Source organism: Rheinheimera sediminis (assembly GCF_004005375.1).
GTDB lineage: Bacteria > Pseudomonadota > Gammaproteobacteria > Enterobacterales > Alteromonadaceae > Pararheinheimera.
On the sequence record NZ_RZUF01000004.1, the window covers coordinates 192,495 to 217,081 of the forward strand.

General features: G+C 46.4%; 20 protein-coding genes. 10 read left to right on the plus strand and 10 right to left on the minus strand.

Annotated elements, in window-relative coordinates; all coding sequences use genetic code 11:
• Positions 1–131 precede the first annotated feature (131 nt).
• From hutH to hutC, 3 genes are read right to left on the minus strand one after another with little or no spacing between them, the layout of a single operon-like run.
• Entirely contained in the window at positions 132–1,667 is a 1,536-nt protein-coding gene (hutH, locus tag EMM73_RS04145; RefSeq protein WP_127685187.1) for a histidine ammonia-lyase, read from the minus strand.
• Between the two features lie 16 nt (positions 1,668–1,683).
• Positions 1,684–3,360, minus strand: coding sequence for a urocanate hydratase (gene hutU, locus EMM73_RS04150; protein ID WP_127685188.1), 1,677 nt, complete (start codon positions 3,358–3,360; stop codon positions 1,684–1,686).
• Positions 3,361–3,372: 12 nt separating this feature from the next.
• Positions 3,373–4,098 carry a histidine utilization repressor gene (gene hutC / locus EMM73_RS04155; protein ID WP_127685189.1) on the minus strand — a complete coding sequence of 242 codons (726 nt, stop codon included), beginning with the start codon at positions 4,096–4,098 and terminating at the stop codon, positions 3,373–3,375.
• A gap of 126 nt (positions 4,099–4,224) precedes the next feature.
• Between hutC and hutI the strand changes: the two genes are divergently transcribed.
• The gene (gene hutI, locus EMM73_RS04160; RefSeq protein ID WP_127685190.1) at positions 4,225–5,460 is read left to right on the plus strand and encodes an imidazolonepropionase; all 1,236 of its coding nucleotides are present in this window, start codon (positions 4,225–4,227) and stop codon (positions 5,458–5,460) included.
• Between the two features lie 79 nt (positions 5,461–5,539).
• On the opposite strand, the gene EMM73_RS04165 is transcribed toward hutI, so the two are convergent.
• Both EMM73_RS04165 and rraA read right to left on the minus strand, forming a co-directional pair.
• A complete protein-coding gene (locus EMM73_RS04165; protein WP_127685191.1) occupies positions 5,540–6,568 on the minus strand; it encodes a formimidoylglutamase in 1,029 nt (342 codons plus the stop codon).
• Positions 6,569–6,571: 3 nt separating this feature from the next.
• Complete coding sequence (rraA, locus tag EMM73_RS04170) at positions 6,572–7,057, minus strand: ribonuclease E activity regulator RraA (protein ID WP_127685192.1); 486 nt, start codon at positions 7,055–7,057, stop codon at positions 6,572–6,574.
• 393 nt (positions 7,058–7,450) lie between these two features.
• Between rraA and EMM73_RS04175 the strand changes: the two genes are divergently transcribed.
• The 3 genes from EMM73_RS04175 (at position 7,451) to EMM73_RS04185 (ending at position 12,074) form a co-directional block, all read left to right on the plus strand.
• Positions 7,451–9,451, plus strand: coding sequence for a putative bifunctional diguanylate cyclase/phosphodiesterase (locus EMM73_RS04175; protein ID WP_127685193.1), 2,001 nt, complete (start codon positions 7,451–7,453; stop codon positions 9,449–9,451).
• Positions 9,452–9,528: 77 nt separating this feature from the next.
• The gene (locus tag EMM73_RS04180; RefSeq protein WP_127685194.1) at positions 9,529–10,053 is read left to right on the plus strand and encodes a phosphatase PAP2 family protein; all 525 of its coding nucleotides are present in this window, start codon (positions 9,529–9,531) and stop codon (positions 10,051–10,053) included.
• 140 nt (positions 10,054–10,193) lie between these two features.
• Positions 10,194–12,074 carry a methyl-accepting chemotaxis protein gene (locus tag EMM73_RS04185; RefSeq protein WP_127685195.1) on the plus strand — a complete coding sequence of 627 codons (1,881 nt, stop codon included), beginning with the start codon at positions 10,194–10,196 and terminating at the stop codon, positions 12,072–12,074.
• Positions 12,075–12,129: 55 nt separating this feature from the next.
• Here the strand turns inward: EMM73_RS04185 and EMM73_RS04190 are convergent, their stop codons facing one another.
• The 5 genes from EMM73_RS04190 to priA all read right to left on the minus strand — a co-directional run bounded on the left by EMM73_RS04190 (position 12,130) and on the right by priA (position 17,293).
• Positions 12,130–12,537, minus strand: a complete 408-nt coding sequence (locus tag EMM73_RS04190; RefSeq protein WP_127685196.1) for a gamma-butyrobetaine hydroxylase family protein — start codon at positions 12,535–12,537, stop codon at positions 12,130–12,132.
• A 21-nt stretch (positions 12,538–12,558) separates the two neighbouring features.
• Positions 12,559–13,890 (minus strand): HslU--HslV peptidase ATPase subunit, encoded by a 1,332-nt coding sequence (gene hslU / locus EMM73_RS04195; RefSeq protein ID WP_127685197.1) that lies wholly within the window; start codon positions 13,888–13,890, stop codon positions 12,559–12,561.
• A gap of 11 nt (positions 13,891–13,901) precedes the next feature.
• The gene (hslV, locus tag EMM73_RS04200) at positions 13,902–14,420 is read right to left on the minus strand and encodes an ATP-dependent protease subunit HslV (RefSeq protein ID WP_046520987.1); all 519 of its coding nucleotides are present in this window, start codon (positions 14,418–14,420) and stop codon (positions 13,902–13,904) included.
• 113 nt (positions 14,421–14,533) lie between these two features.
• Positions 14,534–15,061 (minus strand): SPOR domain-containing protein, encoded by a 528-nt coding sequence (locus tag EMM73_RS04205; protein ID WP_127685198.1) that lies wholly within the window; start codon positions 15,059–15,061, stop codon positions 14,534–14,536.
• Between the two features lie 66 nt (positions 15,062–15,127).
• Positions 15,128–17,293 (minus strand): primosomal protein N', encoded by a 2,166-nt coding sequence (gene priA, locus EMM73_RS04210; protein ID WP_261373322.1) that lies wholly within the window; start codon positions 17,291–17,293, stop codon positions 15,128–15,130.
• A gap of 193 nt (positions 17,294–17,486) precedes the next feature.
• Between priA and rpmE the strand changes: the two genes are divergently transcribed.
• The 6 genes from rpmE (at position 17,487) to EMM73_RS04240 (ending at position 24,459) form a co-directional block, all read left to right on the plus strand.
• A complete protein-coding gene (gene rpmE, locus EMM73_RS04215) occupies positions 17,487–17,699 on the plus strand; it encodes a 50S ribosomal protein L31 (RefSeq protein WP_082335827.1) in 213 nt (70 codons plus the stop codon).
• Positions 17,700–18,525: 826 nt separating this feature from the next.
• On the plus strand, positions 18,526–21,789 hold the full coding sequence (locus tag EMM73_RS04220) for an nSTAND1 domain-containing NTPase (protein ID WP_127685199.1): 3,264 nt from the start codon (positions 18,526–18,528) through the stop codon (positions 21,787–21,789).
• A 33-nt stretch (positions 21,790–21,822) separates the two neighbouring features.
• Positions 21,823–22,209, plus strand: a complete 387-nt coding sequence (locus EMM73_RS04225) for a DP-EP family protein (protein ID WP_127685200.1) — start codon at positions 21,823–21,825, stop codon at positions 22,207–22,209.
• 180 nt (positions 22,210–22,389) lie between these two features.
• A complete protein-coding gene (locus tag EMM73_RS04230; RefSeq protein WP_127685201.1) occupies positions 22,390–22,701 on the plus strand; it encodes a hypothetical protein in 312 nt (103 codons plus the stop codon).
• Positions 22,702–22,713: 12 nt separating this feature from the next.
• Entirely contained in the window at positions 22,714–23,148 is a 435-nt protein-coding gene (locus tag EMM73_RS04235; protein ID WP_127685202.1) for a DP-EP family protein, read from the plus strand.
• A 273-nt stretch (positions 23,149–23,421) separates the two neighbouring features.
• Positions 23,422–24,459, plus strand: coding sequence for a sensor domain-containing diguanylate cyclase (locus tag EMM73_RS04240; protein ID WP_127685203.1), 1,038 nt, complete (start codon positions 23,422–23,424; stop codon positions 24,457–24,459).
• The last annotated feature ends 128 nt before the right edge of the window (positions 24,460–24,587 follow it).

Consider the following 24,587-nt stretch of genomic DNA (forward strand, 5'->3'; position numbering starts at 1 on the left):
TATATACGCAGCTGAAACTAACAAAGTTTTTTTAACTGGTCTAGCCAGAACTGTGCAAATTTAGTTTTTTCTTATAAAAAAAGAGCACCACTTTGGTGCTCTTTATTGGAAGCAGTAATTAAACTATGAAATTAAAAGCTGCTTAGCAAGTTCGCCGGCACTAAAGAATTTAAACAGCCATGGCGCAGCAGTTCGGCTGCTTTCTCTATATCAGGCGAAAAGTAACGGTCAACGTCATAGAAGCTAACTTCCCGACGTAATACAGCTTTGGCTTGTTCTACTGCAGTAGCGCCTTTCAGTGGTGCGCGGAAGTCTAAACCCTGAGCTGCCGCCAGATATTCAACCGCCAATACGCCAAGGGTGTTTTCTGCCATGTCCGCTAAACGACGGGCGGCAAAAGTGGCCATAGACACATGGTCTTCCTGGTTTGCGGACGTAGGTAAACTGTCGACAGAGGCCGGATGTGCCAGAGATTTATTCTCAGAAGCCAAAGCTGCTGCTGTGACCTGAGCAATCATAAAGCCGCTGTTTACACCGCCGTTATTGACTAAGAAGGCCGGTAATTTGCTTAAATGTGAGTCGATTAACAGTGCCATACGGCGCTCAGAAATGGAGCCAATTTCAGCGATTGCCAAAGCCAGGTTGTCCGCAGCCATAGCGACAGGTTCGGCGTGGAAGTTACCACCAGAGATAATGTCATCTTCAGCAGCAAACACCAGCGGGTTGTCGGTCACGCCATTGGCTTCGACTAATAATACTGAAGCAGCAAAGCGGATTTGGGCTAAACAGGCACCCATCACCTGAGGCTGGCAACGTAAGCTGTAGGGGTCTTGTACTTTTTCACAGTCGATATGTGATTCGGCAATCTCTGAGCTTTCACCTAATAAATGACGGTAAATCAAAGCGGCATCAATTTGGCCTTGCTGACCACGCACCGCATGAATGCGGGCATCAAAAGGCGAACGGCTACCCATAGCGGCTTCGACACTCATAGCACCAATCACAGAACCAGCGGCATATAAGTCCTCAGCGCGGAATAAACCTTCCAGGGCAAAAGCAGTAGAGGCCTGAGTACCGTTTAATAAAGCCAAACCTTCTTTCGCCGCTAAAGTAATAGGCTCTAAACCAGCAATAGCTAAGCCTTCTTTGGCAGAGTAAATCTGACCTGCGATGCATACTTCGCCTTCACCTATTAAAGGCAATACCATATGGGATAAAGGCGCTAAATCGCCTGAGGCGCCGACTGAGCCTTTTTTCGGAATACAAGGGTAGACACCGGCATTGACCAGTTTAATCAGCGCATTGATCACCAGTGGACGCACACCTGAATAACCACGGGCTAACGAATTTATTTTCAGCACCAGCATTAAACGTACTGTGCTGTCGTCCATCAGGTCGCCAAAACCGGCAGCGTGTGACAACACTATAGAGCGCTGCAGAGTTTCCAGTTTGTCCTGTTCAATTTTGGTATTCGCCAGTAAACCAAACCCAGTATTGATGCCATACACAGTGCGGTTTTCGGCGACAATTTTCGCCACAGTGGCAGCAGATGCTTCAATAGCAGGCAAAGCGGCTGGGTCTAATGTGATGGTCACTGCATGTTGTTGTACCTGACGCAGTTGCGCCAGAGTCAGTTCACCAGGAGTGATGGTTAAAGCGTAAGTCATGTTGTTATCCTTTAAATTAGTTCTGGTTAACCATCGGCAGATCAAGGCCTTGTTCGCGGGCGCAGTTTTTCGCTATGTCATAACCTGCATCGGCATGACGCATCACGCCAGTGCCCGGGTCATTCCACAATACACGGCCTAAACGGCGTGCGGCTGCTTCAGTACCGTCGGCTAAAATCACTACTCCTGAATGCTGGCTGTACCCCATACCCACACCACCGCCGTGGTGCAAGGACACCCAGGTTGCGCCGCCTGCAGTGTTCAGCAGAGCATTTAATAATGGCCAGTCAGACACTGCGTCTGATCCATCCATCATAGCTTCGGTTTCACGGTTTGGACTGGCGACAGAACCTGAATCCAAATGGTCACGACCAATAATGATCGGTGCTTTGAGTTCGCCATTTTTCACCATGTCGTTAAAAGCTAAGGCAATACGGGCACGGTCTTTTAAGCCAATCCAGCAGATACGGGCTGGTAAACCCTGGAATTTAATCCGCTCTCGCGCCATATCTAACCAGCGATGTAAATGTGGATTATCCGGGATCAGCTCTTTGACTTTGGCGTCTGTTTTGTAGATATCTTCCGGATCACCAGATAAAGCCACCCAGCGGAATGGGCCTATGCCTTCACAAAACAGCGGACGAATATAAGCAGGTACAAAGCCAGGATAATCAAAAGCGTTAGCAACACCCATATCCAGCGCCATCTGGCGGATATTGTTGCCATAATCCACGGCTACAGCGCCTTTGCTTTGCATATCTAAAGTGGCTTTGACCTGAATAGCCATAGAGGTTTTAGCGGCTTGCACTACTGCAGTTTCGCTTTCAAGGCGGCGCTCTTTGGCCTGATCCATAGTCCAGCCTTGTGGCAGGTAACCATTTAACGGGTCGTGCGCAGAAGTTTGGTCCGTCACTACATCAGGAATAATGTTGCGGGCAACTAATTCAGCGAAAATGTCAGCGGCATTGCCTAACAAACCGATAGAGGTAGGTTTACCAGCAGCTTTGGCTGCTTCCAACTGAGCTAAAGCTTGATCCAGGTTGTAGGCTTTTTGGTCGACATAACCAGTGCGTAAGCGGAAGTCGATACGTGACTCGTCGACTTCACAGGCGATCATATGAAAACCAGCCATAGTGGCTGCTAATGGCTGAGCGCCACCCATGCCACCTAAACCACCTGTCAGTACCCATTTGTCAGCTGCATCACCGGCAAAATGCTGTTTAGCAATGGCCACAAAAGTCTCGTAGGTGCCCTGAACTATGCCCTGAGTACCAATGTAGATCCAGGAACCTGCCGTCATCTGGCCGTACATCATCAGGCCTTGTTTATCCAGCTCGTTAAAGTGTTCCCAGTTGGCCCAGTTAGGTACCAGGTTAGAGTTGGCCAGCAATACGCGAGGTGCGTCTGGGTGAGTCGGGAACACACCTACAGGTTTACCACTTTGGATCAATAAGGTCTGGTCGTCGTTTAATCTGTCCAGCACTTCAACAATCTTGTCGTAACAAGCCCAATCGCGGGCTGCACGGCCTATGCCGCCGTACACCACTAAAGAGGTTGGATGCTCGGCCACTTCGGGGTCGAGGTTATTCATCAACATACGTTTGGCCGCTTCGGTTTGCCAGCTCTTGGCGGTAATTTCGCTGCCGCGGGCAGCGCGGATCACACGGCTTGGGTCTAAACGTGGATTGCTCATAGGGTTATCTCTTTAAGTTTTAGGTTGGATAGTCAGGTGGCCACCGAGGCGATAGCGGCTGCCTGCAGAGGTCAGATAAGCAAAACTGACAGCGCCGCCTCTACTGAAGGTGCGGCGTGTCAGGCGTAAACAAGGTTCTGAAGCTGGTATTTTTAAATGCTGGCGAGTCAGTTCATCCGGCAATACAGCTTCAACTATGTGCTCGGCGTCTGTCAGTGGCGCTACAGCACTTAAGTATTCGTGTGGAGTTTGCAGCACAAAATCCTGAGCTAAATAATCCGGTACCTGCTCCGGATTGACGTAACGCGCTTCCAGTTGCAAAGGCTGCTGGTTTTCATAATGCACAATCAGCGAAAAAAACACCGGTGCATTGCGGCTTAACCCTAAAGCTGTAGCGACCACAGCGGGGCAGGGCAGGCTGGTCAGCTGCACCAGTTCAGCTTTATGAAAATGACCACGGCGCTGAATTTCATCGGCAATGTTACGAATTTCCAGCAAAGACGATTGCGACTTAGGCGAAGCGACAAAACTGCCTACGCCCTGAGTGCGATACAGAACTCCTTGTTCGGTCAGTTCCTGCAAAGCACGACGTGCTGTCATGCGGCTGACAGCAAACTGAGTGGCCAGCTCGTTTTCCGATGGAATACGACTATGCTCAGGCCAGGCCGCAGTTTCGACCTGACTTAAAATATAATCTTTGATAGTGGCAAATTTCTTTTGCCCAACACTGTTATCCATGACTGTTTTAACGCCTGAGTTTGCATGCAAAGAAAAATAGCTGAATTTGGTTGTATATACAAGTTGATCGGGTAGAATTAATTTCAGCGCTGAAACATCAGGCCATAAGCCGAGCGGGGAAATGAAATGCAAGTCTTTGATGCAATTTGGATTAATGTCAATTTAGCCACTATGACCGATAATGGTCAGCCTTATGGTGCCATTACTAATGGCGCTTTGGCTGTGAAAGACGGTCGTATTGCCTGGCTGGGGCCAAAAACTGAATTGCCAGCAACCGACTTGCTAGCTACCCCTTTGCACGATGGTAAAGGCCAGTGGTTGTTACCTGGTTTGATCGATTGCCATACTCATTTGGTCTATGCCGGTAGCCGCGCTAATGAGTTTGAAATGCGTTTAAATGGTGCGACCTATCAGCAAATTGCAGAAGCGGGCGGTGGTATTAAATCCACAGTAGCGGCAACCCGTGCCGCCAGCCATGAAGAGTTATTTGTGCTGGGTAAACAGCGCTTAAATGCACTGTTGAGTCAGGGCGTGACCACCGTTGAAATCAAATCAGGTTATGGTTTGGATCTGGAGACAGAACGAAAAATCCTCGAAGTAGCAGCTGAGCTGCACCGCACTCATCCAATAGATATTCAGAAAACCTTTTTAGGCGCTCATGCTTTGCCACTGGACTACGCCGGACGGTCTGATGACTATATGCAACTTGTGGTGGATCAGATGCTGCCGCAACTGCATCAGCAAGGCTTGGTCGATGCAGTAGACGTGTTTTGTGAAGGCATAGGTTTTTCGGTAGCGCAAAGCCGTTTGTTGTTTGAAAAAGCCAAAGCCCTGGGTTTACCGATCAAAGCTCATGCTGAGCAGTTGTCGCATTTAGGTGGTGCCAGTTTAGTTGCCGAATTCAGTGGTTTATCTGCCGATCATATTGAATACCTGCAAGAGCAGGATGTGTTGGCAATGAAAGCAGCAGGTACTGTGGCTGTGCTGTTACCAGGTGCTTTTTACTTTTTACGAGAAACCAAGCTGCCACCTTTTGAGCTGCTGCGCCAGCATCAAGTGCCTATGGCGATTTCTACTGACTTAAACCCCGGCACTTCGCCTTTCTGCAATTTGCCTTTAATGTTGAATATGGCTTGTACTTTGTTCCGTTTTACGCCAGAAGAGGCTATTGCCGGCGTCACCCGGCATGCGGCTGCAGCTTTAGGCATGGCCGACAGAGGCACTTTGGCTGTCGGGCAATTAGCCGATTTTGGTCTTTATCAAATCAGTCAACCTGCAGAACTCTGTTATCAGGTGGGGGTTAGCGCTTTAACTCAGTTAGTAAAAGCAGGGGGTGACATTAATCTTCGTGGACTGAATTAACTCTGCATCTATGGGTTATCTTATCCAGGCTTTTTACCAAAGTTTGACTATTTTGTTCTAAACAATGGCGCTCTTTTGTTTAACGTTGTTTTGCGAACAAAAAAGCGCAGACAAGGGAAGTTAATATCTGACCCGCGTCGTTCATACCTGCCGCCAATCCTGCCGGATGCTGAGCTGGAGCTGCTTCTGCCAGATGTAAATATCGACTTTTTGGAAAGCTGGCCAGCAGATACACAAAATGTTCTGCCTGTTGTACTGAAAGGCCGCAGCTGTTGTAAGCACTGACAGGCATGCCCGTAATAGCGTCAGTGTCTAGTTCTATACCAAAGTCCCGCTGCGAATTTTGTTGTACCCAGAGAGTTAGCAATTCTGGCCATGGCGCTTGCTGACGAACAAAGAGTTGTTGGTAACTTAACAGATCCACACCGGCAGATTTGATCTGCGCTAAAGAGCTTGCCGAGTTCTTCAATTCATGCAAAGCCATAACCAGATAACGATCTAAATAGCCATGAGCCTTGGCATAACTAAAACCATTGCCACTGTGTCGCCCCTCTAACAATCGAAAGTCAGCATGAGGATCGAGGTTAATACAATTCACCTGTTGTTGTTCACTTTTTGATAAAGCAGCGAGTAAAGGTAAACTGTTATTATGGCCACCTCCTATGACTACAGGAGTTAAATCAGCATTAAAAATTGCCAGCAATACAGGTTCTAATTGTTGATCGATTTCTGCACAGAGGGTTCGTAAAGTTGCCAAATCAGCATTTTGGCTTTGCCGTTGTAAGTCTGTGCAGTTAAGCTCACCCAACATCAATATTTCTGAACCGTCTAAAAATTCATTTTGTTGTAAGTTTATAAATTTCCTGACAAAAGCCTGCCAGCCCAGATCCGATCCGCCCTGTCCCAGGTTAGCGCGCGGCCCAATATCCTCAGGCACACCCAAGAGTACAAAAGCGCAGCCCTGCTGTTTTGCCAGAGCTAAAGCTTCAGCTAAAGGTAAAACTGGATCTGGGTAGATCATCACCTGTCCTAAACGTGTTTCACCAGTACGCTGTTGTTGAAAGGCCGCCAAATAGGCGGCCTGATAGCGAATTAGCTTGTCGCTCATCTGCTATTCCAGATCTAAAGGCTCAGGAGACAGAATAATGCCAGTATTGTCGGCATAGAGGTGATCGCCAGGTAAAAAAGTTACGCCACCGAAATTCACTGGTATTTCATGTTCCCCAAAACCCCGATCGTCAGCACCCACAGGAATAGCGTTCACAGCCTGAATACCAATGTCAAAGTCTTCTAATGTATCCACATCACGCACACTACCGTAGCACACTATGCCTTCCCAACCGTTGGTTGCAGCCATCGAAGCTAAGTCTCCATCAATTAAAGCACGGCGGGAAGAGCCACCTCCGTCCACTAACAGTACTTTACCTACGCCAGGTTCAGCTAAGGCTTGGCGAATTAACCCGTTGTCTTCAAAACATTTAATCGTCTGGATTACGCCACCAAAAGAGCGGCGGCCACCGTAGTTGGCGAAAATGGGCTCAACCACATCGATCATGTCGGCGTACAGGTCACATAATTCCGAAGTGTTATATTCCATCTGGTGCTCCAAACTTTAAGTCTTTGATCAAAAACACAGTATACCCGTCTCAACTGAAGCTGCAAGGTCGTTGACAGCTCTCGATCGCCCCAATCACATAGTAACCTATGCTCATGGGGACTCACTCGCCTGTCGCCTCGTTGCAACTGCAGTTGCCTAGGCTAAGAACCCGTCTCAACTGAAGCTGCAAGGTCGTTGACAGCTCTCGAACGCACCAATCACCCCAATCACATAGTAACCTATACTCATGGGGACTCATTCGCCTGAGTATACTCTGAGATTAAGTCAGCTTGCTTTTTTCGGTTCTTTTAATGCTTGATTGTGTCTGTGTATTGCCAGTGCTAAGGTGACTTTGCTACCTTTATTGCACTTGTTTCGTCAGGACCCCACCCTTTGAATTCAGAGCTGTTAGCCCGGACCTTGTTACACCTGACGCAGATAGGGGTTGCGATCACCTTAAGTGCTTTGTTGTGGTACTTTTTCAAAGTATACCAACGACATTATCTAAAATCCTGGGCCATAGCTTTTTGTTGTTTTACAACTTACGCCACCTTTGTGCTAGTTGATGTGTTCTGGCGCCCTGTATTTGCTGCTGTCTGGCTTGGACAGCTGGTTAAATTGTTGTTGATTAGTTTTTGTTATGCCTTTGCTGTTTGGATACTGGTGGGAGTTTTTGAGGCAGTAAAACAGCAGCGGCTAGCCTCCAGAGCCGTAAACCAGTTGTTGTTGCTGGTTACAGGGATTTCATTTTTATCCGTGGTCCCCTTGCTGGTTTTACCGCACTATCAGGACTGGGTTGGTTATTTGCAGCTGTATCTGAGGCTGTTTCTGATTGGAGCAGCTTTGTGCGTGGCCGGATTTTGGCTATGGAGTTTAACTAAACTTATTTTTGCAACTAAAGTGGTTGCCAGCGCGATGCTGGCCTGGGGTCTGTTGTTTCTGATGAGCGCCACTAGTATTTTTTGGCAGAAGTCTGAACTTGAACACTATCAGATCGCTGTTTATCTTAAACACTTGGAATTGTTGATTCAGGTGATTTTAGGATTAGGTCTGATCATCTGGTTACAGGAAGATGAGCGCAGTACCAACAGAGAACTGACTGCTAAAACTCAGTATTTGGATAACCATGATCCGTTAACCTCGGCTTTGAACCGCGATGCACTGTTGCGGGAACTAGATCTGCTACTGCAGGCCAATACCCCTGTTACTCTGCTTATGATTGGTTTGGATAGTTTTAAGGTCGTCAATGAGTCAGTGGGACTAAAACAAGGTGATCGTATTCTACGCGAGGTGAATCGGCGCTTTGAATCGTCAATCGTCAAACCTCGGCTGATCGCCAGAACTGGGGGAGATATTTTCGCACTGGTGTTGGAGGACTGCAGTACAGACAGGCAAAAATTGTTTGCGTTACAGCACCTGGAGCAATTGATTGAAAAGCCTTTTACTACAGAGAGTGGTCTGATCAAACTGACCGCCAGCATTGGTTTAGCTCAGTCGCCACAACATGCTGTGGAAGCCGACCTTTTACTCCAAAAAGCCAATATTGCTTTCCATCACTGCAAAAGTCAGCGGCAACGTTGCACTTTTTATCAGCAGGGCATGGAAGAGGAGTCGGCACGCTTACTTAGCCTAGAAAAAGATCTGTTACTGGCGTTGGAGCAGGATCAATTTGTATTTTATTTTCAACCACAATGGGACTTGCGCGAACAACGCATTGAGGCTTTTGAGGCCTTGGTACGCTGGGAGCATCCGCAGCAAGGTTTACTTATGCCTGGTCAGTTTTTACCTTTGGTGGAGCAGGTGGGGTTAAGTAAAGAGCTGGACTTGTTGCTCTTGGAGAAAGCGGTTTGTACTTTGGCCGAGTGGAAAAAACAAGGTGTTCATATTCCTGTAGCGGTCAATATGTCGCCAGTGCATTTTCAGGCTGACGGGTTAAAAAAACGTATTCAGCAGTTGTTACTGAAGTATCAGGTTTCGCCAGCCGTATTGGAACTGGAGATCACAGAAAACACCGCTATGGGTGACATGGAGAAAGGATACAACTATATCAATGAGTTACAACAAATGGGTATTAGAGTGTCTATTGATGACTTTGGCACTGGGTATTCCTCTTTAGGCTATTTGCGCAAAATGCCAATCGACAAAATCAAGATTGATCGCAGCTTCGTAACAGATATGGCAGCAAATGACTCCGATATGATGATAGTGAAAACTATGATCACTTTAGCTCACGGTTTGGGCAAACGTATTTTAGCTGAAGGGGTAGAAACTGAGACCCAGTTACAGTTGCTTCGAACTTTAGCCTGTGACGCCATTCAAGGTTATTTATTAGCGAAGCCGCTGCCCGAAGCTGATGCTTTGGCTTTGCTCAATGGTTGTGCTTTGTCCAACTAATTGATTACTTTTTGTCATGTATATGTCACTAAGCCGTTTTAAGCTGGATAAGGTCAAAGTAAAACGACGGGTGACTTATGTGGTTACAAAGGCTCGGATTATGGGATCAGCGCTGCTTTGTTGCACTGTTCAGTAAAAGTGAACGAAAACGTATCCATCAATTTAGCTACTGGTGTTCTAAAACAGGTGATGGCCCTTTCTACTTGCTGTTGGTCGTTTTATTCTTTTTGTTAGAGCTGACTCACGCTGGTGCTTTTACTGAGTTGCTACTTTTGAGTTTGGCCATAGAATTACCCTTGTATCTGGTGTTGAAAAACTCCATTCGCCGTCAGCGGCCTTATCAGCTTATGGCCGGTATGATGCAAGCTCATATCGAAGCTTCAGATAAATTCAGTCTACCCTCTGGCCACACAGCTGCCGCTTTTGTCGTAGCTACAAGCTTGTTATGTTTTTACCCTGATTGGGCCTGGTTCGCCTTCAGTTGGGCTGGGTTAATTGGCTTGTCACGTATACTCTTAGGGGTACATTTTCCTCTGGATATACTGGCAGGCTCATCTTTGGGTGTATCCAGTAGTTTGATAGCGCAGCAAATTTTGAATTAGCGCTGCAATTTCAATTAGTTCATATTTAATTCGACTGAAATACCACTCTTCCAAATTGGCTCTATACTTGACCTGTCACCACTTATGCTGCTTGATTTAGTGAGCAGTGTAACCTTGCCTTGGTTTGCGGAGTAGCTCAGATGGCCGTTTTACGTCAGTTTTCGATACGTCAGCGTTTATTGCTCAATGCAATGACTGTTGCAGTCTCTATGTTAGTGATGTTGGGGTTGTTACTATTTCAAAGTAATCAGCTGAATACTTTATCTCAATTGCGCCTGGAAGTAGAAAGTCTGAAGCCCGCAGTACTGCAATTGCGCCGGGATGAAAAAGACTTTTTGTTACGCTCTGATATTGAGTATCAGCAAAAGTTTAATCAATCTTCAGCTGAGCTCAATAACAAAGTTAAACTGCTGACCGAAGGTCTTATGGATGCAGGTATAGATACTGCTGCATTGCAGTCTTTTAGTAAATTCACTCAGACTTATCAGCAGCTTTTTAATCAACTGGTGCAACTTTCTGTGGAGGTTGGTTTAGATCCTCAATCTGGTTTATATGGTGAGTTCCGTTCAAAAGCCCATGCATTAGGGCAAGCTTTTAAAGACATCAATGATTGGCAATTAACAGCTCTGTTATTGCAACTGCGTCGTGACGAAAAAGATTTTATGCTTCGAAAAGAACTGAAGTACCTAACAGCCTTTAATCAAGGCCTTGCAGGCTTTCGTGCGCAAATTCAGCAAAACATCTCAGACCAGGCCTTAGTATCTGAGCTACAGCAACTGGCCGATGATTATGGAGTGGCCTTCGTAAAGTTGGTGGAAGGTGAAGAAAAAATTGGATTGGCTCATGATCAAGGACTTATGGGGCAAATGCGTTCTGCTATTCATCAAACCGAAGAGAGCCTGTCTTCAATGTCAAAAGAAGCAGAAGCTTCAGTACTGCAAGCGAGCTCATCCAGTGAAACTTTGGCTATCAGCTTGTTTATTATGGTACTGGTTTTGGTGATCGCTCTGGTCCTGATGACGAGCAACAGTATTTTGCTGCCTATACAAAAAGTCTGCGCCACTATAGGTCGGGTGCGCAGAGACAATGATTTCCGCTTAAGGGTAGATGAGGAGGGGCAGGATGAAATGACCACCTTGGCCAAAGACTTTAATCATATGTTGTCTGATGTGCAGGGCTTAGTACGTAACGTGAATCAGGCGCTGGAGATGTTAGATGCTGCGACTCATGAGTTGGCGAAGTCAACTTCTGAAACCAGTAAAGGTATGGCACAGCAGCAAATGGAAAGCGATATGGTGGCAACAGCTGTTACAGAAATGGGGGCTACGGTTGACCAAATAGCGGTTAACACCGAAAACACTGCGGCTAAAGCGCAGGACGCTAATACCAACGCCATGTCAGGTTTAAAAGAAGTGGAGCAAACAGTGAAGCGGATTAATCTGTTGTCTGATGAGTTACAGCAGGCCTCTGTGGTTTTGACTGAGCTTGAGAAAGACAGTGCTACCATAGGCTCAGTGCTTGATGTGATACGAGGAATTGCTGAACAAACCAACTTGTTGGCTCTGAATGCTGCCATCGAAGCGGCAAGAGCAGGTGAGCAAGGCCGCGGTTTTGCAGTGGTAGCAGATGAGGTTCGTAGCCTGGCTCAGCGCACTCAGGAATCAACTGGTCAGATTGAGAAAATTATTTCAGGACTGCAACAACGCACTAAGAACATAGTGGCAGTGATGCAAAATTGTCAGACCCAGGGTAAGGAAAGTGCAAGTCAAGCGGGGTCCACAATAGATTTATTGCGGCAAATCACCAGTGATGTAGCGCTGATCATGGACATGACGACTCAAATTGCCACTGCTATAGAAGAGCAAAGTATAGTTGCTGCAGATGTGAATAAGAACGTAGTGCGTATTCGGGATATTTCTGAAGACTCGCTGAGTATTTCTAAACATAATGCTCAAATCAGTGAAGAGGTCGCCAGTCAGGCCAGTATGTTGCATCAGACAGTGGATAAATTTAAGGCTTAATAAAATGGGTCAGATCACATAAGTTACGCATAACCTGTGTGATCTTACCCCACTTTTAGAGTTGTTTGATGTTTAGCAGTATTTCGCGATTGCTGTTAGCTCGTTTTAATCGCTGCAGATAGTCCTTCCAGAGTTCATCCTGCTCAGTCGCCAGTTTTGCCAGATAAGCCCAGCTATACAAACCTGTTTGATGGCCATCATCAAAAACCAGTTTAACGGCGTATTGGCCCACAGGCACAATCTGGCTGATGGCCACGTCTTTTTTATGACTGACCAATTGAGGTTTGCCATGACCCCTTACTTCGGCTGAAGGTGAAAATACCCGCAAAAATTCAGCGCTAAAACTAAACAGCTGGCCGTCAGAAAAGTTAACGTCCAGTATTTTGCTTAAGCGATGATAATGCAGCACAGACACCTGAGAGGTCTTTGCAGTGGATGCAGGAACAGAAGTCTGTGCTGTCATGCTATTGCCTTTACGAAAGCGTTATAAAATAAAACGGCTTAAGTCTTCGTCCTGCACTAAAGCGTCCAGGTGCGAATCTACATAAGTAGCGTCAATCACTACTTGCTGACCACTGTGATCGGCAGCATCAAAAGACAACTCTTCCAGCAGTTTTTCCATCACTGTATATAAGCGACGGGCACCGATGTTTTCCGTGCGCTCATTTACCTGCCAGGCTGCATTGGCAATACGTTTAATGCCGTCTTCTGCAAAACTGATGTGCACACCTTCGGTCGCCAGCATCGCCACACTTTGTTCGGTCAGCGAAGCTTTAGGTTCTGTCAGAATGCGCTCAAAATCATGAGCAGATAAAGCATCAAGCTCTACCCGTATTGGCAGACGACCTTGCAATTCCGGTACTAAATCTGATGGTTTGGCCATCTGAAAGGCACCTGAAGCGATAAACAGAATATGGTCGGTTTTCACCATGCCGTGTTTAGTGGTCACAGTGCAGCCTTCTATTAATGGCAGTAAATCCCGTTGCACCCCTTCACGTGACACGTCAGGACCGCTGGTTTCGCCGCGTTTACAAATTTTGTCTATTTCATCAATAAAGACGATACCTGTTTGTTCAACCGCTTCCAGAGCTTTCAGTTTCAGCTCTTCTGGATTGACCAGACGAGCGGCTTCCTCTTCCACCAGTTGTTTAAAGGCATCTTTGATTTTCAACTTGCGACTTTTTTTCTTATCTGAACCCAAGTTCTGAAACATAGATTGCAGCTGGGAGGTCATTTCTTCCATACCTGGAGGGGCCATAATCTCCACACCCATCACAGGAGCTGCTAAATCGATTTCAATTTCTTTGTCGTCCAACTGGCCTTCACGTAATTTCTTACGGAAAATTTGCCGGGTGCTGCTATCTGATTCGTTGGTTTCAGCTTTACCCCAGGCATCACGTGCTGGCGGCAACAAAGCGTCGAGAATACGTTCTTCTGCTGCTTCTTCAGCACGGAATTTGTTTTTCGCTACTTCCTGCTCACGGAACATCTTCACTGCACTGTCGGTTAAATCGCGGATAATACTTTCCACTTCTTTACCTACATAACCTACTTCAGTGAATTTAGTGGCTTCTACTTTAATAAAAGGCGCGTTGGCCAATTTGGCCAGACGACGGGCTATTTCTGTTTTACCTACACCAGTCGGGCCTATCATCAGAATGTTTTTTGGCGTGATTTCCTGACGTAACGCCGGGTCCAGCTGCATACGGCGCCATCTGTTGCGCAGTGCAATAGCTACTGCACGTTTGGCATTGGCCTGACCAATAATATGGCGATCCAGTTCGTGGACTATCTCTCTTGGGGTCATATCAGACATTCAAATTACCCTTACAATTCTTCAATGGTCTGGTGATGGTTGGTATAGACACAAATATCACCAGCTATGGTTAAACTTTTTTCTGCAATTTCGCGTGCGCTTAATTCAGTGTTGGCTAAAAGTGCAGTAGCCGCTGCTTGGGCAAAAGGCCCACCGCTGCCTATGGCTATCAGATCATGTTCAGGCTGGATCACATCACCGTTGCCTGTGATGATCAGTGAACAATTGGCGTCAGCCACAGCCAATAAGGCTTCGAGTTTGCGTAGCATACGGTCAGTGCGCCAGTCTTTGGCTAATTCAACGGCAGCGCGCATTAAATGGCCCTGATGCATCTCGAGTTTGGCTTCAAAACGTTCAAATAAGGTAAAAGCGTCGGCTGTGCCGCCAGCAAAACCTGCCAGCACCTTGCCATGATATAAACGGCGAACTTTACGGGCATTGCCCTTCATGACGGTATTACCCAGTGAGACCTGGCCGTCACCTGCAATGGCAACATGGCCGTTGCGGCGTACAGAAACAATAGTGGTCATCAGAAGCCCTTTTGGCTAAGAAAAACAGATAAGCAGAGAGATAAGGGTGAGCATTCAGATTTTCAATGCCCTTTCGATTGAAAGCTGTGGCTTTGAGCCGAAAGGGCTAAAGATTAAAGTGTGGCTATGCGGCAGTCTGCTACTTTTTGTCGTAGCAAACGACTTCTGTCACTTTCAGCCTGGCGTTTGCTGCTGTAAGGCCCTAGCGTAACCCGGTAAAACACACCATTCTTGCCTTCAATACGTCGTACTTCCGAGGGATAACCTGCAAAGGCAACTTTAGCCTTCATTTGTTGAGCCGTGTCGTTGGCACGGTAGGTTCCACAAAACATTAAAAAAGGGCCTTTGGCTTCAAGTTCATCCACTTTGACCTGAATTTCTTTATTTTCCAGCTCTTCAATATACTGGTAAGGCTCTTTCGCAGGCTTAGCTGGCAAATCGTCTTTTTTGGCGGTGAGCACCGGAGTGACTGGATCTGCGACTGGGGTTTTCTGCGATAAATGATATAAAAACCAAATAAAACCAATAACAACAACACCAACGGAGAGCACCAAAGCCCAGGGAAAAGGTTTTACCGTTTTTGTGTTTTTTTTCGGTCTGGGCGCGGCCCGACCTGCTTTGACATAATCTTTTTGTGGCATCTTTACAACTAAGGACTACTGGCCTGATGTCCCGCATTCTACTGCAGTTTTGTTAAAAAGAAATGATTAATTCAGGTCTTGTGGGTCTACGTCCAGCTGCCATTTTACCTTGCGGCTTAAGGACCAGCGGCTGATTTCTGTCAGCACTGAGTCCAGGCTTTGGTGCAATTGTTTCCTGTCTTTGGCAAAAAGCTGAATTTGCCAGCGGTATTTACCGGCTTTACGTTCCATAGGGCAAGCCAGCGGCCCCAGCAACTGCACTTGTTGCCAGTTTTTATAATGGTCAGCCACTTGTTGCAACCATTCTTTGCAAAGCTCCAACTGATGCGCTTCTACTCTGAATAAAGCCAGGAACATAAAAGGTGGCAAAAAGGTTTGTTGCCGTTCTTTTAACGCACTGCGGGCAAAGGAGGCATAACCGTTTTGAATCACATCCTGTAATAGCGCATGACCCGGATAATGGGTTTGCAGTAATACTTTGCCGGGCTGTGAACCACGACCAGCGCGGCCCGACACTTGAGTCAACAGCTGAGCCAATTGTTCAGGGGCGCGAAAATCGTTGCTGTACAAGGCCGAATCGACATCAATAATCACCACTAAACCTACATTGGGGAAGTGATGGCCTTTGGCCAGCATCTGAGTGCCTAAAATCAGCTGAGGCTCACCTTGTAAAATCTGATCCAAAGCCTGCTGCAAACTACCTTTTCGTCTGGTGCTGTCTCTGTCCAGCCGGGTGACTCTGTGTGCCGGAAACAGCTGTTGCAGCTGTTCTTCCAGCTGTTCTGTGCCCTGGCCCACAGGTGCCAGTTGAGTGCTGCCACAACCGCCACATTGATGTGGTACGCCTTTAGTCGCACCACAATGGTGGCACACCAACTGACGGCTTTGTTTATGAAAGGTAGTAAAAGCGCTGCATCTGTGGCATTCGGTCATCCAGCCGCATTCATGGCAAATAAGAGCTGGCGCAAAACCACGGCGATTTAAAAACAGCAGCACCTGCTGGCCCAGTTTTAAATGTTGTTCAATGCGCTGCCTGGTTAAACCTGCCATGCCGTGCAGCATTTGCTGCTGTTTTAAATCGACCAGTTCTACACTGGGCATCAGTTGACCCGCGGCGCGGTCGGGCAATTCCAGATGAGCAAAGCGGCCTTGCTGTACATTGGCCAGGCTCTCTAAGCTCGGTGTTGCTGAGCCCAATAAAATAGGGCAACACTGAATAGAAGCACGTTTAATAGCTAAATCGCGGGCGTGATAACGAAAGCCGTCCTGCTGTTTAAAGGAGCTATCGTGTTCTTCATCAATGATTAATAGATCAAGCTTTAAAAAAGGCAAAAACAAAGCAGAGCGGGTGCCTATCACTATAGCTAAATCACCGGTTTGGCAGCGTTGCCAGACGGTAAACCTCTCCAGGTCTGTCATATTGGAATGCCAGACCCCAACAGGCACAGCAAAACGTTGTTCAAAACGGGCTAAAGTTTGCGGCGTTAAACCAATTTCCGGTACCAACACCAGCACCTGGCCACCTGCTTTAACCACAGGGCTGATGGCCTGTAAATAGACTTCGGTTTTGCCTGAACCTGTCACCCCTTCCAATAGAAAACAGCTGAAACTGCCCAAGGCTTGTTGCACAGCTGTTACGGCCAGAGCTTGCGCCGGATTTAAAGGTAAGGACTTTTGTTGTTCAGCAGCGGTTTGATAAGGACCATACAAGAGTGGCGTAACCAGAGCCCAGCCCTGGTCAATAAAATACTGCAGTTCTTTGCGCTGAAAATGCTCAAGCAACTGGCTTTCGGTTTGAGGCTGTTGCAACTGCTGCCACAAGGCCAGCCGTTTTTTTGCTGCTTTAAACTGCTCTGCAGTTAAATGCTGACCCGCTTCTGTCAGCTGATAGCTGTGGCCTTTAACAGGATCGGCATTTTTTCCGTCGCGTAATAAAGCGGGCAGGGCGCTGGTCAGTACATCGCCTAAAGGATGATGATAATAATCGGCGGCAAAACTTAATAACTGGCGAATAGGGGCAGCTAATACCGGAGTTTGATCCAATACTTGGGTCACAGCTTTCAATTGAGTTGCGTCATAGCTGTCGCTGGGGTTTAGTTGCCAGACAATACCTATCAGCTCGCGTTTGCCAAAAGGCACCAAAACACGACAACCTGGCTGCACTTCTGAGTCACACAGGTAATCAAAATGCACCCGAAGAGGAATAGGCAAGGCAACCCGAATCACTATCACTGCTAAATTCCACCTGTTTTATCAAGCAATTAGTGTAAAGCGCTAACATAGACAAAGCCATTAAAAATAAATTAGCCAATTTGTTGAAACTTTAAGCCTTAGCAATTAAACTACGCGCCCTAATTTAACTGAAATTGCGTATGGTGTCTGACAACAGTTGATCAGATAGCGATACGGCCTAACGAGGTAACCCATGAAACCAAGTATCCACCCGGATTACAAAGAAATCACTGCAACTTGTACTTGCGGTAACTCTTTCAAAACTCACTCTACACTGTGCAAAGACATCCACTTGGACGTTTGCTCAGCTTGCCACCCATTCTATACTGGCAAGCAAAAAGTGTTAGACGTAGGCGGCCGTGTTGACCGCTTCAAAAAACGTTTCGCAGTACTGGGCGCCAAGTAATTTCAGGCATCAGTCAAAAAAGGCACCTAGGGTGCCTTTTTTACATTTTGCTGTCCTGCAAAATGCCCTCCGGGCCAGCTAAAGCTGTTAAAAATCGTTCCAGACGATTTTTTATTGCCTGAAATTCAAGACGGGCGGGGATAAACCCCGCCCCTAGGGTTGATTATGGATTATCTTGTAGGGGCGACCTTTATGGTCGCCCGTGAAGATGTCAGATCATATCGCCATTTCTGGAGGATTTATCCCGGTCTATGGATGGGGATACACCTTATCTCTATAGGCTTTGAATTCAAGACGGGCGGGGATAAACCCCGCCCCTACGGTTGATTATGGATTGTATTGTAGCGGCGACCTTTATGGTCGCCCGTGAGGACGTCAGATCATATCGCCATTTCTGGAGGATTTATCCCGGTCTATGGATGGGGATACACCTTATCTCTATCGATTTTGAATTCGGGACGGGCGGGGATAAAACCCGCCCCTACGGTTGATTATGGATTGTATTGTAGCGGCGACCTTTATGGGCGCCCGTGAGGACGTCAGATCATATCGCCATTTCTGGAGGATTTATCCCGGTCTATGGATGGGGATACACCTTATCTCTGTAGGTTTTGACGTCAAGACGGGCGGGGATAAAACCCGCCCATACGGTTGATTATGGATTGTATTGTAGCGGCGACCTTTATGGTCGCCCGTTTTTAGCACTCTGCCACGCGGGTAACAAATCAATGNTTTTAGCACTCTGCCACGCGGGTAACAAATCAATGCTTTCATAATACGACCCATAACTATATATTAAACATATAGTTAACTTATGGCTGTGGTTATGAACGGTACTTTCTTTTTTGGCGAGTGGCAAGTAGACCCTAGTGCCAACACGCTCAGGCTTGGCAAACAGCTGATCCAGCTTGAACCTAAAGCTATGGATGTACTGGTTTTACTGTGCCAAAAAGCCGGAGAAGTACTAAGCAGCGACGAGATTGTAAGCCTGTGCTGGCCTCAAACCGAAGTGGGCGATAACCCACTGCATAAAATTATCACCCAAATTCGTAAAGCCCTGGGCGACAGCGCCACTGCCTCTACTTATATTGAAACCATACGTAAACGCGGTTACCGCACCCTGGCTCAGGTGACTTTTCCGCTGGGGCAGGAAGAAAGCGCGACACCACAAAGCTGGCAGGGCGGTTCGCCTTTTCCCGGTTTACAGGCTTACGACGCCCGTTATGCCAAAGTATTTTTTGGCCGTGGCAGCCAAATTGAAACCTTGCTGGAACGTATAGCGCAGCAAGTACAATACGGCAGAGCTTTTTGTTTGGTGTTAGGCCCAAGCGGCAGTGGTAAATCTTCCTTAATCAATGCTGGTGTGATGCCAAATCTGATGCAAAACAGCGGCTATAACGGCGTTAAGGTAGAGTCGTACAGCAGTCTGGATTTAGCCGATCTAACCCCAGGCCAATTATTAATGCAGCTTGCCAGTGCTTTGCTCGACTGGGACCTGGCAGACCAGCCTGTATTTGACGGCTGCAGTGCCGAACAATTGGCAGATAAACTACAACATCAAATGGACTGGGTGCTGCAAAGCTGCAAAAAGGCGCTGCAACACCAAAGTGAAAGCAAATCCCGTTTTGCCATTTTTATCGACCGGCTTGAAGTGCTGTTATCCTCGCCGCTATTTAGCGAAGAAGAAAGGCTGCTGTTTATCGACCGGATGGAACAACTGGCCACATCCGGTTTAGTGCTGGTATTAAGTGCCTGTCGTAACGAGTTTTATCCTTTATTAGTTACCTATCCCAGTTTAATGGCAGGCAAAGCCCGTGGCGCGCATTTTGACTTAGCACCACCAAGCCGAGCCGATTTATTGCAAATGATCCGCTTACCGGCCATAGCCGCCAATTTAAGTTGGGACTTAGACCCAAATACCGCAGTGCCTCTGGATGAGCTGCTATGCAGTGAAGCGGCCAGCAACCCCGATGCTTTACCTATGCTGCAATACACTTTGCAGGAATTGTATTTACAGCGCAGCGACAGCAATCAGCTACTGTTTTCTGTCTATAAAAACTTAGGCGGTATTGAAGGCGCTATAGGTAAAAATGCCGAGCAGGCCATAGCCATGTTAAGCGCAGCAGAAAAAGACAGCTTACCCAGGGTGCTCTCTTTACTGGTGACGTTACGCGAAGACGAACAGTCCATCACCAGCCGTACAGCACTCTGGCAACAATTACACAATGAGGCTGAGCGTACTTTGGTACAAGCCATGGTGGAACATCGTTTATTTGTCTCCCACCTGCACAATGCCGTACCTTGTTTTAGCATAGCGCACGAAGCTTTATTAAGGCGCTGGCCACGCGCCACCAACTGGATAGCAGAACACCATCAAAGTTTAAGTGTAAAAAGCCGCGTGCAGCATTTAACCAAACGCTGGCTGGCCGAAGATAAACACAGCGCCTATTTATTGGCCGACGGCAAACCTTTAGCCGAAGCCCAGCAACTGGCGCACAATGGCTTTTTTACGCTGGATGCCAACGAACAAGCTTTTATTTTGGCCTCAGGCAAAAGATCCAAATTAGTACGCACCAGCAGACGCTTAACTTTTGCCTTACTCTGTGTGCTGACTTTCACTGCAGTATTAATGAGTTTCCGAAGTTTTGAAGCCGAACAACAAGCGCAGCAAAAACGTTTAGCAGCCGAAAGTTTATTAGGTTTTATGGTGGGTGATTTTGCCGATAAATTACGCAGCATAGGCCGGATGGATTTACTCGATGGTATCAGCAATAAAGCGCTGGAGTATTTCAGCGACTTTTCTGATGCAGAAAAAGATCACTACCTAAGCACCCAAGCCCGTTTACAACATGGCCAAACGCTGGAAGCTATGGGCGAAGTGGCCTATTCACGTAACAAAATTGATGAAGCCAAAACCGCCTTATTAGCAGCCAGAGATAAGCTAGCGCCAGTACTTGCTGAGCAACCGGATAATTTAGAACTGTTAAAAACCTTAGGTGCCAATGCCTTTTGGTTAGGGCAAATTCAGTACGATGCCAAAAACTGGCTGGGCGTTAAACCAGAATTTGAGCTGTATTACAGCTATAGCCAGGCTATGTACAAAATAGCGCCCGACAGCGTAGATGCCTTAATGGAGTTATCCTACGCCACCAATTCATTGGGCTCTTTGGCGATGAAATTGCAAGAGTTTGAGCAAGCCACAGCTTTTTTTGATGAGTCGCTTAATCTTAAATTATTGGCAAAAGCTAAAGACCCAAGCAATACCGCTTTAATTGCAGACATAGCCGATACTCGTTCCTGGTTAGCCAGTGCGGCTTTAGCTAAAGGGGATGTTCATAAAGCTATAGCTGTGCATCTACAAATACAGGCTGAATTTGAACGTCTGAATAGTAAGGTCCGAGTAGATGCTTACATGCTTGAAAAAGTATTCAGTAGCTACTCGATAATGGCTTCTATCTACTCATACCAAGGAGATACTAGAAAAGCCTTGAATAACGTATATGAAGTGCAAAGTTTATTGAATCAAGCCCTGACGCAAGATCCAGATAACAAAGAATGGCAAGGAGATTTAATTCATCACAAAGTATGGTTAATGGGGTTGAATGCAAGCATACGTGATCCGCGCGTAAACTATACCCCCGAGTTGCTTAAGCAGGAGCTTGAGCAAAAGAAAACTGAATTTGATAGCGAACAGCAATACCAGCGTGTGTATAGCAACTGGTTGGTAGAGTCTGCTCGCTATAATCAGGCAAGAGGCCAGTTTTTGAAAAGCATCGATTTTACGTCTCAAGCTTTAGCTTTTTATCAGGAGTTTTATGCCGCGGAACCTGAAAACCCAAGATTAGCATTGGCTTTAGCTGAAACTGAACTATTGCAGGCAATGAATTACAAAACACAATTGCAGCATGAAAAAAGTCATCGTTCCTGTATTAGGGCAAAAAGTTTACTGGAACCTTTACAGCTAAAAGATAAAAGACCTCACTATATTCAACCTTATGCCAGAGCTTTAAGTTGCCTCAATGAGCTGGAACAACACCCTGAACTGCAACAGCTTTTGCAAAAATCGGCTATCGTACTTACTACTTTTTAATTCTCGTTATTTAACTCAAACCAAGGAAAACTAATGAACGCTACAACTTTAATTCAGGGCCCTGTTATTGAAGTCATGATCACACTGGATGCGAATCAGGAACCTAAAGTCACTTATCTGCAGGATGGCGAAGTTTGTTCTGGCAGTGTAGTGGTGACTTGTGGTGAAGATATTACTTACAGACTGGTCAATTCCACAGGTTATGCTTTTATGGGCGCAGGTTTTTTAACCCCTTATGACAATATTATTGACTCAGTGCAGGTTTCTGCTGATGGCCAGGAACTGATACTGGTGGATGAGGATAATGTACAGGGTACAACTAAGTTTCAGTTAATTTTTACTAATTCAACTAATAGCTTGCTGTTGTTAAGTCCAGACCCACAAGTTATAAACAAAGAGAATGTTCCTCCTAAGTACTAATACCGCCTCTTAGCTAATAATAATTCTTTGTCTAAAAGCCCCAGCTGGGGCTTTTTCTTTCAGTTTTAAAAAGCCACAACTCAAGTTGTCCCCGATTTTCTCTTGTGTATTCGTTGTCCCGCTATTAGTATGGAGTCAGATTTGTCCCCATCTTAACCCTTTCAATTAAAAGGAATTAGCGTGAAAAAAACGACCCTACTTTTTACTGCCTTATTAGTAGCAGCGCCATTTTTAAGCCAGGCCGCCACCCAACAAGAAATTGATCTGGCACTTGCTCCTGTAAAAACCAATGCTGATCTGCAGCAGCTATTAAATTCAGCTTCGCCTTTAGATGCACTGGAACAGCATGTATTTCAGTTTGTCAGCAGTGTGAAGTTTTCGAAAAAAGGCCAGCAAATCAGCTTCGATAAGGAGCTGCTGGAATCTAATTTGTCTGCCACTGAAATTTATAAAATTCTGGCGCTATTTGGCCAACAAAGCAGCATCAGCTAGTATCAAAATGCGATGATTGTCACAGACACCGACAAATTATTATTAACAGGCTCCAGCTTGCCATTTTGTAATGCCGCCGATCCTATAGAAACCAGTGTCACCTTAGATAAAAATAAACAGGCGATATTTGGTTATGCCCAAAGTGGCGTTGTTTGTGACGGTAATGTCGAGCTGACTGAAAATACCACTATTACCTATGTGTTGGTGCAGAGTGAACAATCGCCTAAAGGCTTACGTTTAACAGGCGCTGGTTTTACCAACCCTTTTGACGGTCATATAGAAAAAGTAACGGTAAGTAGCGACGGCCAAAGCATTCAGCTGGAGAACAATATTGAAAACTCCGGTGTCAGCAAATACCAGTTTATCCTCGAGTCAGAAGAAAATGATTTGCTGCTGGTAAGCCCGGATCCGCAGGTCATAAATAAAGGCCAGCAGCCACCTATGTAAGCCAGATAAAGCTGTTGTGTTTGGCGGTAAAAGCCGAAAAGTTGTCTTTATCAGCAAGTGTGAACAGGCTTTTTATTGCTGACACAAGCAACAGAGTTGAATTAAAAGTCCCTCGATGGGGCTTTTTAAGTTTTTAGATAAAAATTATTTTATTTAAAATCAATGCTTTAAATCAGAAGGTTGTCGGAAGGTTTGTTTTTTCCATAAGTTCTAAAGTCATGCTCAGTAAACGCATCAATTGCGTCGGTACCAGGGCTTATGGAGCACAGACCTATGACACGTTCAGCACAAGCTAAAAGATTATATTTAACCTCAGCAGCAGTAAGTGAAGCAAGTGGCAGCCCAGTTGAGCTAAGCCCTTCGCTTAATAACCACAAGGATGTAAGCAGCATAGATTTTTCTGGCTCTGGTGGTTATGCCGTGCCTCACCTTGAGTCTTTACCTGCCCTGATTGAGTATTTGTCTGAAGCTGTGTTAGTGGTCAATGCCAGTGGCAAGATTGTGTGCATTAACAGCAAAGCAGCACAGTTTTTGGGCCATACCCAGGGTGCATTACGTGGTCATTGCTGGCCGGATTTTTTAGTTAAACGTTATCAGCAGCATTACCACAACCTGGTCGATATGGGCCGTCGTGGTCTGTTGTCGGCGCAGCAGAATCCGGCTGAAATGGCCATTATTTGTGCCAATGGTGATATCAAAGATATTGAGTTGTCCTTGTCTTATTTACCTTCAGACGACCCGCTGTTGGTGGTAATGATACGCGATTTATCCAGTTACAAAGCTGAATTTTACAAATTGCACATGCTTGCCAGCACAGATCCACTGACGGCTTTGGCCAACAGACGTCACTTTGATGAACGATTGCAGCACTATTGGGAAGAGTGCAATAGAAATCAAAGCCCTGTCAGTGTGCTGATCATAGATGTTGATTACTTTAAACAATTTAACGATCAGTACGGCCATCTGCAGGGTGACGAATGTTTACGCCGTATAGCCGCTGCTATTTCATTGGCTGTGCCTCGTGGCCAGGGTTTAGCGGCCCGTTATGGCGGCGAAGAGTTTGCGCTGATTCTGCCTTACCACGACGAAGCTATGGCCAAAGCCGTGGCGGTTAAAGTGCAGCATTACATCAGCCAGCTAAAGTTCTCTGAACAAGGTTTGTCAGATGATATTTCTGTGACCGTCAGCCAGGGCATTGCCAGTGAAATCAACGGCCAGTTCCGCACCCCATTTGCGATGTTATGTGCGGCCGATACGGCTTTGTATCGCGCTAAGGCAGAAGGAAGGAATTGTATTAGCACTTGTTGCTGATTGCCCTAACGTTGTAGGGGCGGGGTTTATCCCCGCCCGTTAGATGTGCAATCACAGGCGTTGGTGTCTGGAATTGCTGGTGCGTTGCGGACGACCCTAAAGGTCGCCCCTTATATGGACTCCCCTGA

What these genes read in the sequence shown, in the direction of transcription:
- EMM73_RS04190 (WP_127685196.1), bottom strand. Translation starts at nt 12,537, where the DNA reads ATGACAGCACAGACTTCTGTTCCTGCATCCACTGCAAAGACCTCTCAG.
- hutC (WP_127685189.1), bottom strand. Translation starts at nt 4,098, where the DNA reads ATGGATAACAGTGTTGGGCAAAAGAAATTTGCCACTATCAAAGATTAT.
- EMM73_RS04180 (WP_127685194.1), top strand. Translation starts at nt 9,529, where the DNA reads ATGTGGTTACAAAGGCTCGGATTATGGGATCAGCGCTGCTTTGTTGCA.
- EMM73_RS04240 (WP_127685203.1), top strand. Translation starts at nt 23,422, where the DNA reads ATGACACGTTCAGCACAAGCTAAAAGATTATATTTAACCTCAGCAGCA.
- hutH (WP_127685187.1), bottom strand. Translation starts at nt 1,667, where the DNA reads ATGACTTACGCTTTAACCATCACTCCTGGTGAACTGACTCTGGCGCAA.
- hslV (WP_046520987.1), bottom strand. Translation starts at nt 14,420, where the DNA reads ATGACCACTATTGTTTCTGTACGCCGCAACGGCCATGTTGCCATTGCA.
- rpmE (WP_082335827.1), top strand. Translation starts at nt 17,487, where the DNA reads ATGAAACCAAGTATCCACCCGGATTACAAAGAAATCACTGCAACTTGT.
- hutU (WP_127685188.1), bottom strand. Translation starts at nt 3,360, where the DNA reads ATGAGCAATCCACGTTTAGACCCAAGCCGTGTGATCCGCGCTGCCCGC.
- EMM73_RS04235 (WP_127685202.1), top strand. Translation starts at nt 22,714, where the DNA reads ATGATTGTCACAGACACCGACAAATTATTATTAACAGGCTCCAGCTTG.
- hutI (WP_127685190.1), top strand. Translation starts at nt 4,225, where the DNA reads ATGCAAGTCTTTGATGCAATTTGGATTAATGTCAATTTAGCCACTATG.
- EMM73_RS04165 (WP_127685191.1), bottom strand. Translation starts at nt 6,568, where the DNA reads ATGAGCGACAAGCTAATTCGCTATCAGGCCGCCTATTTGGCGGCCTTT.
- rraA (WP_127685192.1), bottom strand. Translation starts at nt 7,057, where the DNA reads ATGGAATATAACACTTCGGAATTATGTGACCTGTACGCCGACATGATC.
- hslU (WP_127685197.1), bottom strand. Translation starts at nt 13,890, where the DNA reads ATGTCTGATATGACCCCAAGAGAGATAGTCCACGAACTGGATCGCCAT.
- EMM73_RS04205 (WP_127685198.1), bottom strand. Translation starts at nt 15,061, where the DNA reads ATGCCACAAAAAGATTATGTCAAAGCAGGTCGGGCCGCGCCCAGACCG.
- EMM73_RS04225 (WP_127685200.1), top strand. Translation starts at nt 21,823, where the DNA reads ATGAACGCTACAACTTTAATTCAGGGCCCTGTTATTGAAGTCATGATC.
- EMM73_RS04220 (WP_127685199.1), top strand. Translation starts at nt 18,526, where the DNA reads ATGAACGGTACTTTCTTTTTTGGCGAGTGGCAAGTAGACCCTAGTGCC.
- EMM73_RS04185 (WP_127685195.1), top strand. Translation starts at nt 10,194, where the DNA reads ATGGCCGTTTTACGTCAGTTTTCGATACGTCAGCGTTTATTGCTCAAT.